Annotated in this window: 9 protein-coding genes; 2 read left to right on the top strand and 7 right to left on the bottom strand. The window is 72.4% G+C overall.

All coding sequences use genetic code 11. The annotated features are described in order from the left end of the window. Positions 1–83: 83 nt before the first annotated feature. The 5 genes from KUM40_RS38185 to KUM40_RS38205 form a co-directional block, all read right to left on the bottom strand. A complete protein-coding gene (locus tag KUM40_RS38185) occupies positions 84–2,906 on the bottom strand; it encodes an AAA family ATPase (protein ID WP_217170931.1) in 2,823 nt (940 codons plus the stop codon). A 367-nt stretch (positions 2,907–3,273) separates the two neighbouring features. Further along, positions 3,274–4,902 (bottom strand): transposase, encoded by a 1,629-nt coding sequence (locus KUM40_RS38190; RefSeq protein WP_217170932.1) that lies wholly within the window; start codon positions 4,900–4,902, stop codon positions 3,274–3,276. A 244-nt stretch (positions 4,903–5,146) separates the two neighbouring features. Further along, positions 5,147–6,346, bottom strand: a complete 1,200-nt coding sequence (gene tgmC / locus KUM40_RS38195; RefSeq protein ID WP_217170933.1) for an ATP-grasp peptide maturase system methyltransferase — start codon at positions 6,344–6,346, stop codon at positions 5,147–5,149. Then, a complete protein-coding gene (tgmB, locus tag KUM40_RS38200; RefSeq protein ID WP_217170934.1) occupies positions 6,343–7,323 on the bottom strand; it encodes an ATP-grasp ribosomal peptide maturase in 981 nt (326 codons plus the stop codon). The genes tgmC and tgmB overlap by 4 nt, the downstream gene beginning before the upstream one ends. Before the next feature lie 3 nt (positions 7,324–7,326). Beyond that, a complete protein-coding gene (locus tag KUM40_RS38205; protein ID WP_374227465.1) occupies positions 7,327–7,593 on the bottom strand; it encodes a putative ATP-grasp-modified RiPP in 267 nt (88 codons plus the stop codon). A 156-nt stretch (positions 7,594–7,749) separates the two neighbouring features. Here KUM40_RS38205 and KUM40_RS38210 point away from each other — a divergent pair, with 156 nt between their 5' ends. Together KUM40_RS38210 and KUM40_RS38215 are read left to right on the top strand one after the other, a co-directional pair. Next, positions 7,750–9,117, top strand: a complete 1,368-nt coding sequence (locus KUM40_RS38210) for a Tat pathway signal protein (RefSeq protein WP_217170935.1) — start codon at positions 7,750–7,752, stop codon at positions 9,115–9,117. 13 nt (positions 9,118–9,130) lie between these two features. Beyond that, the gene (locus KUM40_RS38215; protein WP_217170936.1) at positions 9,131–9,421 is read left to right on the top strand and encodes a DUF6087 family protein; all 291 of its coding nucleotides are present in this window, start codon (positions 9,131–9,133) and stop codon (positions 9,419–9,421) included. 223 nt (positions 9,422–9,644) lie between these two features. On the opposite strand, the gene mftE is transcribed toward KUM40_RS38215, so the two are convergent. After that, positions 9,645–10,325, bottom strand: coding sequence for a mycofactocin biosynthesis peptidyl-dipeptidase MftE (gene mftE, locus KUM40_RS38220; RefSeq protein WP_254396307.1), 681 nt, complete (start codon positions 10,323–10,325; stop codon positions 9,645–9,647). Between the two features lie 23 nt (positions 10,326–10,348). Next, entirely contained in the window at positions 10,349–12,577 is a 2,229-nt protein-coding gene (gene mftF / locus KUM40_RS42280) for a mycofactocin biosynthesis glycosyltransferase MftF (protein ID WP_308401328.1), read from the bottom strand. Positions 12,578–12,588 lie beyond the last annotated feature (11 nt).

Here is a 12,588-nt window from a genome sequence, read left to right on the forward strand (position 1 = left end):
AGATCCCTGTTGGCGTGACTGGCTCGTCCTGGGGGTTGGGAAAGGGGCGACATGGGGTGCGAGCGGGTGGGCGGGCGGCGTGTTCAGCATGCCTGCGACTTGTGCGGTCCCGCACTGACGGCGGGGTGGTCGCGATGCACCGTCAGACCGGCCGGAAGGTCGCCTCTGCCACTGACGTTGAGTTTGCGGTAAACACGGGTGAGGTGCTGCTCGACGGTGCTGATCGTGATGAAGAGCCGACGGCTGATCTCCCGGTTGGTGTGGCCCAGGGCCGCCAGTGTCGCCACTCTGCGCTCGGCGTCGCTCAGCACCGACTCGGAGGCGGAAACGGCTGATTCCGAGTCGTCGTCGTGCCGGTCGTGCCGGTCGGGGCGGTCGGGCCGGACGAGGGGCTGGGACAACAGCTCCTTGGGGTGGTGGGTCCGCACCTCCCGCGCCGCCTGGCGTGCCGCCACCCGGGCACGGTGGTAGTGCCCCTGTTCGTGGTGAACCTGACTCAACTCGTTGAGCGCATACGAGAGTTCCACACGGTCACCCGAATCCTGCAGAGCGTCCACGGCCTTCCTGAGCAGCGCCGAACGCAGTTTGGGGTCGCTGGCGGCGGCGAGCACGCGCAGCGCGTGGCCCCGGACGGCGGGGCTCTCCGCTCCGGGCCGCCCGAGCTCCTCCTCCGCCAGCTCCCGGGCCGTCTGCAACTGGTTCATCCGGATGTGCGCCTGGGCCAGGTCGGTGCGCCACGGGACCAGGACGGGCAGATCGGCGCCCTGCTGCTGGGCCTGGTCGCCGCACCGCTGGAAGTCGTTGATGGCGGCCAGCACCCGGTTGTTGGCGAAGTGGCGATGACCGCGGGCGTGCAGGTACCGCATCCCGAAGATCGAGTCGAACATGGCGGGCGGCACGGCCCGCTCGGGCAGCGGCGTGTGCCGTCCCATCGCGGTGTCCGCCAGGATGGCCGTCGACAGCGGCAGTCCGACGACCACGCCCCAGGCCTGCGCGGGCAGCCGGTCGAGCGCGTCGCGGGCCTGCGCCGCCGCCTGGGCCACATTGCCCTGCCGCAGATTGATCTCCGCCCGCAGCGCGGTGAGTACCGCCTGCCAGGTGCCGGCCCCGTGGCGCTCGGCATCCTGGGACAGGGAGTCGCACCAGGCGGCCGCGAGGTCGGATCTCCCCGCGTAGATGAGAGCTGTCAGGACGCACGCGATGGCCTCCAGCGTCCGGTCGTCGAGCTGGCAACTGCGCAGGATGTGCTCGGCGTTGTCGACGACCCGGCCGCTGTTCTGCGCGGCCAGCGCCGCCGCGAGGGTCGCACCCGCCTGTGCCCACAGGTTTCCGTTGGCCTTACCGGGCTTCTTCTCCAGAGCCGCGGGCGCTTCGAGGCCGGTGTCGCCCGCCAGGGGGGAGAGGCCGTGGATCCACGCCTGCGTCAGCCGCACTTCGGCCATCGTCTCGATGTCGCACTGCTCGTCCGCGTCGCGGAAGACCTCTTTGGCGACCGTCTCCGCCTCCGGGCTGCCCTGCCACAGCAGATGGCGGACCAGAAGGACCGCGTCCCGTCCCGACAGCGTTCCGGCGCGCAGGGCGTTGTGCAGCGGGGGCAGATGCCGGGCGGCGGCGCTCGGATTGGCGCGCCACTCGATACGCATCAGCGTTCTTCGTACGGCCGTGCGGGACTGTTCGTCCGAGCACGCGCCCAGCGCGAGCGTCAGGCACTGCACCGCGAACTCGGGCCGGTTCATCGCGAGTGCCTCCTGGGCGGCCTCGCGCAGGGCCTGCGCGGCCCACTGGCCCTCGCCGCTGTCCGCCGCGATGAGATGGTGCGCCACGTCGGACGCCGCGACCCCGTGTTCCCGCAGGATGGCCGCGGCCCGCTGGTGCAGCAGGGTCCGGTCGGCGGGCTCCAGACTGCCCAGTACCGCCGCACGGGCCGCCTGGTGGCGGAATGTGAGGTCCCGCAGCAGTCCGGCTTCCTGCAGGACGCCGATGACCTGCGCCGCGGTGCCGATTTCGACACCGATCAGCCGACGCACCATCGAGGGCGAGGAGTAGTCGCCCAGAACGGCCAGGGCCCGTGCCACCTCCGGCAGCAGCGGGTCCCAGCGGTGCAGGCAGCTCAGGACGGCTCTGGCGAAGGCCGCGCCCGGGCCGGGCGTCTCGGCGGCGTCCGACAGGCCGGTGGCCGTTCTGTCCTGCAACAGGGCGCGCAGGAGCAGGGGGTTGCCGCCGCTCCATTGATGCAGGCGCGGGGCCAGGTGCAGGGCCGTGGCCGGGTCCAGGTGCTCGGCCGCCAACTGCGCGACGCCTTCCTCGCTCAGCATGGGCAGCTTGATCACGTGGTGCGGGCGGCGGGTGAGTTCCGCGTGGGAGCGCGGCAGTGAGGTGCGCCGGCGGTCCCACTCACTGAAGACGATCATGATCCGGGCCGTCCGGATCCGCCGCTGCAGATACAGCAGCACCTGCAGGGACGCCCCGTCCACGAACTGCAGGTCGTCGATGGTGACGACCAGCGGGTGCTCGCGGGAGAGGTCCAGCAGCACCGAGCAGATGCCGTGCACCCGGCTGACGTGCGAGCGACGGATCGTCACGGGGTCGAGGTCTTCCTCGTCGGGACCCTGCGCCGAGACCGTCACCAGGTCCGCCGCGTCGTGGGCGACCTGCGGTGGGAGGGCCGGACTGCGGAACAGTTGGTCCAGTACCCCCATCTGCAGGGTGCGCTCGGCCCGCGAGCCCGTGGCACTGAGGACGAGGGCCCCCGATGCGGTGGCCCGGTCGGTGAAGGCGTCGAGCAGTGCGGTTTTGCCGCTGGCCAGACCGCCGCTGATCAGGGCTACCTGTCCCCGGCCGGTGCGGCTCTCGGACAGAAGTTGTTCCAAGTGATCGATGGGCCGATCGCGTTCGACGAGTGTCATGTCGTCGGACCTCCCCGCTATACGGGTGTGTGGCATGAACGTATGACTAAAACGTATGACCGAATATAGCCCACCCTTGGGTCCCTTTTGGAGGGGGACGCCAAAATTTTGCCCACGAAGTCGTGCGGCGGCGGAGTTTCGCCTCGGCGGAATCGGTGCCTCGACGCCGTCGCACGGTGGGCTGAGCGGGTCGGGGCTCCCGTGACGACGGGAGCCCCGACCGGGGCCGCGCCTCGTTGGCGGGGGAACACAACGGGTGCGGCGTTCGGGGGGTGACCCTCGCGAGGGTCACCGGGTGGTCATTTGATCTATACGTACTTACGTATGAGACAACCGTACACGCGGCAGGGCAGAGTGACAACCGTTCCTAATCAGTGAGCAGGAGTGGGTCTTGGACCCATTCCTGCTCACTGCGGACATCCCGAACGGTGTTGGGTGTCCTGGTCGCCCGCGTTCGCTCCGTGTCCGGTGGCACGGATCGTGTCCGTGGTCCGGGAATACGGGGGCGGGGTCCCTCACGCCCGGGGGTGTCCGGTCCGGTCTGGGCGGTCCGATGCCCGCATCCATCGCTCTGGTGGGTGCGGGGCGGTGCCGTCCGACGCCGGATGGGAAAGCCCTGGGCGCGTCGCCCGATCGCGATGCTCGCCGCATCGTGCCGGGTCGTTCTACGGGTGGTGCTGGTGAGGGGCTTCTGCCAGTGCTGGGCACCCCACTTGCTGGTGTACGCCGGATCCACGGCGATGACCGTGATCCCGGTCTGGTCGGCCACGGAGGTCAGGCGGGCGCGGAGCCGTCCGGTGGGCATGCCGGAGACCAGATGCCTGAACCGCTTCCTGCTCCCGTGTTTCTCGCGGGTCTTCTCGGCGGTGAAGTCGAGGTGTTCGACGGCGATGGCCTTCACGCCGCAGGAGGTGGCCCAGTGCAGGAGGCGGGTCAGGGCGTGGCGGATCTGCGCGTCGCGGTGGTCGGTGGGCCCGGTGAGGTCGTAGGAGAAGCGGCGCGGGTGGCCGACCGGGTTGCCGTGGGTGTCCAGGCGCCAGGCGGCGAGGTGGTCGGCGTTTATATCGACGCCGATCACTCCCTCGGTCAGTGCTGCGGTCAGGGGGAGGGTGGGGGTGGCGGGTTTCTGCCAGGACGCGGTCACATACCAGCGGCCGCGTGTCGTGTCGTGGTGGATGCGGTAGGCGACGGCCCGGTTGGCCGCGACGCGGTCGGCCCATTCCTGCCACCGGTGCGCGAACCGGATCCGGCCGGTGAGGACATACCGGCCGTGCGGCGCGTTGGCCAGGTGGGTGAGCGGGGCGGGTAGCCGGACGGACACTTCACCGCTGGGGCTGATGCGGATGGTCTCGTTCCCGAAGCGTTTCCCGGACTCCCCGTCCGCCTGCACAAACCACCGTGCCGCCTGCCAGCGCTCACGCCACCGCGCCTCGGTGAGCCCGGCGGCGGACAGGTGATGCCGCGCGCGGGCCAGCCGCTTGCCACCCCGCACCACACGCACCCGCCCGGCCGCCCAGTCCGCGCGTGCCCGCGCCAGCCGGTCCTCCAGCACGTGCAGGCGCCGGGTCTTGGCGTGCCACTCCCGCCGACTGCGATACCCGCCCGGAGCACCCTTCGAGCCCTTCTCACCGACGGGCAGCGACAGCCGGTGGCGCAGGGTCCGCACCCCCGCCTCCAACGACTGGATGTGCGCGCGGGCACCACGGCGGGCCAGGGCCCACTGATCATGCGACGCCTTGGTGATCGCACCCGCCCACCGGGCCGACGACAGGGGCGTCAGCGCCCGCTTGCGCGCCGCCCACGCCTCGGCGTCATGCCCCAGCCCGTCACGGCAGCGCGCTGTCAGGTCACGGGAAGCCAGCGTGCCCAGATGCACGCCCACCTGCCGCAGCACCGCCACATCGCAAGCGGTGAGCTGCTTGAGCCGGGTACGCACCGCCACCCCCGACGGGCCCAGCGCGACGAACGGCGCCGCAACCTCCCGCAGACCACGCACCCCACACCCCCGCTCAGCCGTGACACCCGCCTGCCCCACCCAACGAACGCCCTCGCCCAAGGTCACGCATTCGACAGGCGCAGCCCTGTTCCCACTCGGGCACAGAGCGCTCCGACCCCACCCCGTGGCCACTCTGCAGGGGAGCGGGGCACCATCCCGCCCCGGTTGGATCACCGCGCAAACCCTTCGACAGGTCGAGCGCCGGCCGGGGCGGGGCATCCCAGAGGGAGCCGTACGGCCTGCCTCAGGGCCTGGGCAGCGGCAGGCCGGGCAGCCGCGGGTGCCGCAGGTGCTGCCCGCCGCCGTAGACGTGCAGCGTGAACGTCTCCGGTCCCGGCCGGCCGGCCGCGTCGTAGGCGTCCAGGACACGCTCGATCCGTTCCCACAGCTTCACCGGGCCGCCCTCGCGCACGGCCCATCCGGCGCCTGCGGGGGTGAGGGTGGCGGCGGAGTCGGTGACGACGTCGACCAGGTGCACCACCTCGCCGACGGTCGTCATCTGCGCGTCGGGCACCGCGCTTTGGGCGAGGAAGCGCAGGTGGAACGCTTCCTCGGTGGCGGCCGTGATGCGCTCCGGGCTGTGCGGGGTGGCCCGGGGCTTGTCGGGCAGGCCCGCGGCCCAGTGGGCGGGGTTGCCGAACGCCGGAGCCGCGTGCGTACGCGCTGACATGAACGACACGGTGCCGTCAAGCAGTCGGCCTTCGGCGGTGCCGTCCTCGGTCACCGTCAGCAGGACGCGGGCGTATCCGTAGAGCCAGCCCGACAGGGTGAGCAGGATCTTCCCGCCCGGCCGTACTTGCGCGAGCAGAGCGGGCGGGACCGCGCGGAAGGAGCAGGCGGCCACGATCCGGTCGAACGATGCTTCGGGCCAGTACCCGTACAGTCCGTCCGCCACTGCCAGGGTCGGGGTGTAGCCGCAGTCGTACAGCGCGCTCGCAGCCTGTTCCAGCCGGCGGCTGTCGACCTCGATCGACGTGACGTCGGCGGAGCCGAGGCGTTCGCAGGCGAGCGCGGTGGAGTAGCCGGTCCCGGTGCCGATCTCCAGCACTGTGTGCTCCTCGGTGATCTCGGCGTCCGCCCACATGCGTACGACGAGTGAGGGCAGCGTGGATGAGGAGGTGGGGGCTCCGCCGTGGCGTACGACGGGGGCCTTCCAGTCGGGTTCCTCACCGTCGAACTGCGTGATCAGCGTGGTGTCGGAGTACGCGGCGGCCAGCCAGCGGCCGTAGTCGAGTTCGGCGGTGACCGGCTCCCACACCGTCAGGCCCTGCTCGTCACGTTCGTCGGCGGGCAGGTAGAAGCCGGGCACGAACCGGTGCCTGGGCACCGCCTCGACGGCTTGGCGCCAGGCCGGATCGGCGAGGACGCCGTCGGCGGCGAGGCCCTTGGCCATCGCCTCGCGCAGGCGGACGGAGTCGGTCTCAAGGTCGGCGGGCATGCTCATCTCGGCCCCGCCTCCTTCCTGCTCAGGATGTCGGCGAACGCCTCGGTGATGGTCGGCGCGTCGGGCAGCCAGCCCCACTGCCCGTTGCTGTTGCACTCGATCGCCGTCCAGTGTTCCGGGGCATCTCCGTCGCCGGTCAGGGCGAAGTCGAAGCAGCCGAAGACCAGGCCGAACGAGGCCAGGTAGCTGTGCAGCGCGGCCTTGATGGAGGCAGGCACGGTGATGGGGGCGTGGATCAGGTCGTCCCAGTTGCCGCGGCGCCAGTCCAGGGCGCCGTCCGGGGCGGTGATCTGCTGGGCGAAGACACGGCGGCCGACCACGGTGACCCGCACGTCTCCGGTCTTGGGGATCTCGGCCTGGAACAGGTGGGCGGTCACCGCGAGGGAGTTGTCGAAGGTCTCCGGATCAATGCGCTGGGCCCAGATCGCGCCGGTGTGCCCGTCTTCGTCCCGGGGCAGGCCACGGAACGTCTTGTAGATGACGGGGCCGTGTTCGGCGGCGAACTCGCGGGCCGCCTCGACGTCGTTGGTGACCAGGGTCGGCGGGATCGACAGCCCGAGCTCGGTGAACCTCTGCAACTGGGCGGGCTTGAAGTCTGCGCGGGTCACTGCTGCCGGGTGGTTGACGTAGACGGCGCCGTGCAGGGTGTTCAGGATGCCGCCGAGTCCGTGCCTCGCCTCAGCGGCGGCGAACTCCCGCTGCTGCGGAGGCAGATGCTGATGCCGGGCGGCGTAGGGGGTGGGGCGGCGGTAGTAGACCGCCGCCACCTCCCCCAGCTCCACCTCCCGGCTCGCCGTACGCAGTCGCCCGCCCCACGAGGGCGCCCCCGCCTCGATGCGGGCCCCGAAGGTCAGCCCGGTGCCGATGTCGGCGGGGTCGACGCGGACGACGGGCACCTCACGCTCGTTCAGCGCGGCGATGACCCAGTCCGCGGTGACGTCTTCCAGCGCGGTGACGACCAGGACGGTGGAGGCCATCGGTCAGTCCGACTCGTAGTCGGTGGTGTTGTCGTCCTGGGTCTGCGGCTGCGGGTTCTGCCCGTCCCCGCCCCCGGACATCGACGCCGTGCCGGTCGTCTTCGACGTGCCGTGCTTGCCCATCTCCACGACCTGGCCGGCGGCGTCGGTGTAGCGGGCGGTCTGCGTGGCCCCGTCCAGCACCACCGTGGCGTACGACGGCGGGCCGACGGGCAGTCGGTCGGTGACCAGCCCCATCGCCCACGGTGCCTGAGCGGTCGGTGTAGCCATGTGCTCACCCTTTCCCCACTGGATGAAGCGGAAGCCGATCAGCCCCGCTTGAGTAGAATCGATGCCCACCTATGGCCCTGACCAGTACCGTAAGGGTCGCGAACCGTGGCGAAAATGCCACGCTCCGTATACACAGGCGGGGAGGGCGAGAAAGCGATGTCCAGCAGATCCGGCAACCCGCGTCTGGCGCTGTGGACCGGGGCGAGCGGCCTGTCCCACGGGGAGATCGCCCGCAGGATCGCCGTGGCGGGCAAAGCCCGGGGCCACCGGCAGATCGCCCCCGACGCCACTCGTATCCGACGCTGGATCGACGGCGAGAAGCCCCGCCCGCCGGTCCCCGCCCTGCTCGCCGACGTCCTCTCGGAAGCGGTCGGCCAGCCGCTCACTCCCGGTGATCTCGGCCTGATGGGTACCGGTGTGGTGCTGGACAGCATCCAGCTCCCGCTGTTGACCGAAGCAGCCGCCCAGGCCCTGGCCGGATGGACGCAGATGGACTTCATGAACCGCCGCGACACCCTCAAGCTCGCCGTCGGCGCCCCGCTGATCCTCGCAGTCGAACGGATGCTCGGCGGCACCGCCCGCGCACTGAACCATGACCACAAGGGCTTCGACGCCGACACCGTCACCGCCCTCGAAGAGGTGACCGCCTTTTTCACCAAGGCCGACGCCTCCAAGGGCGGCGGCCTGTACCGCTCGGCGATCGTCGCCCAGCTCGACGAGGTCGCCCGCCGTATCCAGGACGGCGTCCCACCGAAGCTGAAGACCCGAGTGTTCGCGGCGACCGCCGACCTCGCGGCGCTCGCGGGCTGGGTGAGCCATGACGCCGGCCGCTACGGCATCGCCCAACGCCTGTGGAGTTACGGCACGTACGCCGCCGGCGAGGCCGGGCAGCGCGACCGCGGGGTGGAGATCGTCACCCGCATGTCCCACCAGATGATCTACCTCGGGCGCCCCCAGGACGCCCTCGGCCTGCTCGGCGTCGCCGCCAAGAAGGCCACACTGCCCGCGACGAAGGCGCTGGTCTCCTCGCAGACCGGCCGGGTGCACGCGGCCCTCGGCGACGAGCGAGCGGCCCAGAGGCACCTCGGCACCGCCGACGAGCTCCTGACGGACGGTCTCGGCGACGACGTCCCCGAATGGGTCGCGTACTTCGACGCGGCCGAGCACGCCGGCGCCCGCGCGGTCTCCGCCCGCGACCTCGCCGGACTCGGCCGTGGCCGCAGGGCCGCGAGCCTCCACTTCGAGGACGCCCTCAAGCTCAGGAAGCCCGGCTTCGACCGGGTCCGCGTCATGGACCGCGTCGGCCTGGCTGCCGCACTCTTCGACGAGGGCGAGGTCGAGCAGGGCGCCGCTGCGGCCCACCAGGCGCTCGACGACGCGGCCCGCGTCGACTCCACCCTCGTCGTGTCCCGGCTCAACACGCTGCTGGACGCGGCCCGCCCGTACGAGACCGCCGCGATCGACGACGTACGGACCCGGGCAAAAGAACTGGCCGCCGCCCGGCCGACCACGATCGCGGCCTGAGAGCATCGAACGCATGGGCAAGCACCGCCGACCCGGACCGTCGAACCAGCCGTCGCGCGCCGTGCCGCGCGTGGACGCCGACGCCCCACTCGCCGCCTACAACAAACGGCGCCGCCCTCCGATGGACCTCTACCGCCGTCACCGGCCCGTGCACGGCGGCGCCGGCCACCTCCGGCCCGACGAGCCGCGCGTCCTGGAGGAGTGGACCGGGTTCGCGTACGAGGTGGTCGGCACCGCTCCCAGCCTCGCGGCCGCCCAGGAATGGGTGAACGAACTCCAGATCGGCGACAACACTGCAGCCTGATGCCCCGTGACGAAGGGCATCCGGTCCGCGGCCGGTGCGATGGCCTGTCGAACGCCAGCCACCGCAGCCTCGACCGGACACGTGCCGAACATGTCCGGCACGCAAAGCGCCTGGTCAAGCCAGCTTCTCGCGAGAGGCGGTCGGAAAACTGGAGATCACCGGGTGTCTGTAAGCTAAGCACGAGCTCGGTCACGTGCTTACAGACAGCAGTGGCTCAGGAGCCTCAGTGGGCCGCGGTCTTCGTGGCGTCGGCCCAGCGCGCTGTCGCGGTGAGCAGGTCCGAGGACCAGGCGGCCAGTATGCGGCGGCCCTCCTCGGCGGTGGCGCCGACGGGGTCGCCCAGGACGCCGTTGGCGCTGACCGCGCGCACACCCGACGCGCGCAGGTGCGGCAGGAGTTCGGGCAGCGGCCGGACGTCACCGGGTTCCGCGAGGTGCGTGCGTACGGTCTCCGGGCGCAGCGCCAGCATGACCGAGGTCTCCGTGCGGCCGGCGTGCGTATCGGTGGGGGAGCCGGTCGGTGACCACGGCAGGACGCGCCGGCCTTCCCGGCGCAGCCGGGCCACCGCGCGGGCCAGCGGAGCCGCGTTGCCTCCGTGACCGGAGACGAGTACCACCCCGGCGAACGCGTCGGCCGAGCGCCCGAGTTCGACCAGGACCGACTCGACGGCCTCCTGGCCGACGGACAACGTGCCGGCGAAGCCGGCGTGCTCGCCGCTCGACCCGTAGGACACCGCCGGAGCCAGCAGCACGTCGTCGCGCTCCCGCGCGAGCGTCTCGGCCAGCGCGGCGGCGATGTCGGTGTCCACCGTCAGCGGCAGATGCGGGCCGTGCTGTTCGGTCGAGCCGACGGGCACCGCGAGCAGGCTGCTCGCGGCGACGGCCGCGACTTCCGGCCAGGTCAACGAGTCCAGCCGGTACGACCGCCTCACTCCGGCCGTCCCCCGGGGCGATCGCCCGCCCCGTCCGCGCCCCGTCCGACGCGTCCGGCACCGGGACCGACCGCGCCGCCCGCTTCGGCGGATTCCGCCGTACCGGTCGTCCGGGTCGTCCCCGCCCCGTCGTCCTCCGGCGTGATGTCCGGGGCGTGGGGCGCGTCTGGAGCGTCTGGAGCGTCTGGGGAGTTCGGGGCGTCCGGGGTGTCAGGCGTGGCTGGGGCGTCCGGCGCATCCGGGGCGTGGGGCGCGTCCGGGGTGTCTGGGGAGTTCGGGGCGTCGCGGGCGTCGGGCGCGTCAGGGGTGTCCGGTGCGTTTGGGGTGTCGGGCGTGTCAGGCGCGTCTGGGGTGTTGGGCGCGTCTGGGAAGTTCGGGGTGTCAGGCGCGTCCGATGCGTCCGGGGTGTCAGGGGAGTTCGAGGTGTCTGGGGCGTCAGGCGTGTCAGGGGCGTTTGGGGCGTCCGGCGTGTCTGGGGTGTCCAGGGTGTCAGGCGCGTGAGGTGCGTCAGGTGTGTCAGGGGCGTCCGGGATTTCCGGGGTGTCCTGGGTGTCCTGGGTGTCCGGGTCGTCAGGCGCGTCCGATGCGTCCGGGGTGTCAGGGGAGTTCGAGGTGTCTGGGGCGTCAGGCGTGCCAGGTGCGTTTGGGGCGTCCGGCGTGTCCGGCGCATCTGGGGTGTCCAGGGCTTCCGGCGTGTCCGGTGTGTCCGGGGTGTCGGGCGCGTCAGGGGTGTCCGGGGCATACGGGGTGTCCAGGGCGTCCGGGTCGTCAGGCGTGTCCCGGTCGTCAGGGGTGTCCAGGGCGCCCGGGGCGTCCGGCGTGTCCGGGGCGTCCGGGGCGTCCGGTGTCGGCTCCGTGTGTATGCCGTCGCGGCCGGGCCAGTTGGAGAGGTCCGGTAGGAGGGGGGCGGTGGTGCGGTGTTGTAGGGCGCCCCACCAGACGCCGGAGCCGTAGGCCAGGTCGTCCAGTGCGCGCAGCGCCGTCCAGCGCAGCGGGTCGATGGGCGGGCGGCGCTGGTGCCACTCCCGCACATGGCAGGCGTATGCCGCGGCCAGCAGCAGACGGCCGCGCGGGGTGGCCGCCAGCGCGGGCACCGCCACCGGCCACCAGGAACGCGTGACCGCGTCGGCCAGCAGCCGTCCGGCGCCGAGATGGCCGTAGAGCGCAAGCCGCAGCGACTCGGCCGCCGGCACCCCGACGCCGTTCAGCTTGCGCGGCAGCAGCGCGGCGGTCACGCCTGCCACCGCCAGCCCGGTCAGCGGCCGGCCCGCGGCCGGTCCCGCCCAGGCCGCGGCGCTCCACACGGACACCTTCAGCGGGGCGACCGCCCGGCCGTGGCGCAGGGCGAGCGGCGCCGCCGACGTGCCGTAGTCGAACCGCTGGCGGGCCCACGCCCGCCACCGGGAGCGCGGGGTGTGCACGACGGTGGAGGCCGGCTCGTAGCGCACCTGGAAACCGGCGGACGCCAGCCGCCACACCAGGTCGACGTCCTCGCCGAAGCGCATCCCCTCGTCGAAGCCGCCGCTCTCCCGCAGGGCCGAGGCGCGCACGACGAGGGCCGCGGAGGGTACGTAGGAGACGCGGCCGCCCGGCCGCACCGGTGCCGCCACGCCACCGAGGTCGAGCGAGGAGCGCACCTGTTCGTAGCGGGCGAGCAGCGACGTTCCCGCGGCGCTGAGCACGCGCGGTGCCACGGCGACGACGTCGGGGTTCTCGAAGTGCCGCAGCAGCGGGTCCAGCCAGTGCGCGTCCGGGACGACGTCGGCGTCCAGGAACGCGACGAGCTCGCTGTCGGCGAGCCGCCAGCCGGTGTTGCGGGCCGCCGCCGGTCCCCTGGAGGCGGCGTGCCGCACGGTGGCGTCCGGCAGCGGCGGCAGCGACCCGTCGTCGACGACCACCACCCGGGCGGCGTCCCGCACCGCGGGCAGCAGCCGGGCCAGAGCCCCGGCGTGGTCGCGCACCGGCACCACCACCGTGACGTCCCGCCCGGTGAGCCGGGCCGTCTCGTACGCGGGGTGCAGGATCCCGGCCCGGACCAGTTGGTCCGCGAGCCGCCGGTGCGCGGGCAGCGCGGCCACGGGCTTGCCCGCCAGCCACGCGTCGACCAGCCGGGCGCCGGTCACGGACAGCCGCAGCACCCGGTAGGGCGAGCCGCCGAGCAGCAGCCGCCCGCCGTTCAGACGCCGCAGACCCGGGTCGGCGGTCATGCGCAAGGGCGCCGTCACGTTCCACCTCT

The sequence above is a fragment of the Streptomyces sp. AC512_CC834 genome, assembly GCF_019049325.1.
In the GTDB taxonomy this organism is placed as follows: domain Bacteria; phylum Actinomycetota; class Actinomycetes; order Streptomycetales; family Streptomycetaceae; genus Streptomyces.

What these genes read in the sequence shown, in the direction of transcription:
- KUM40_RS38185 (WP_217170931.1), bottom strand. Translation starts at nt 2,906, where the DNA reads ATGACACTCGTCGAACGCGATCGGCCCATCGATCACTTGGAACAACTT.
- tgmC (WP_217170933.1), bottom strand. Translation starts at nt 6,346, where the DNA reads ATGAGCATGCCCGCCGACCTTGAGACCGACTCCGTCCGCCTGCGCGAG.
- tgmB (WP_217170934.1), bottom strand. Translation starts at nt 7,323, where the DNA reads ATGGCCTCCACCGTCCTGGTCGTCACCGCGCTGGAAGACGTCACCGCG.
- KUM40_RS38205 (WP_374227465.1), bottom strand. Translation starts at nt 7,593, where the DNA reads ATGGCTACACCGACCGCTCAGGCACCGTGGGCGATGGGGCTGGTCACC.
- KUM40_RS38210 (WP_217170935.1), top strand. Translation starts at nt 7,750, where the DNA reads ATGTCCAGCAGATCCGGCAACCCGCGTCTGGCGCTGTGGACCGGGGCG.
- KUM40_RS38215 (WP_217170936.1), top strand. Translation starts at nt 9,131, where the DNA reads ATGGGCAAGCACCGCCGACCCGGACCGTCGAACCAGCCGTCGCGCGCC.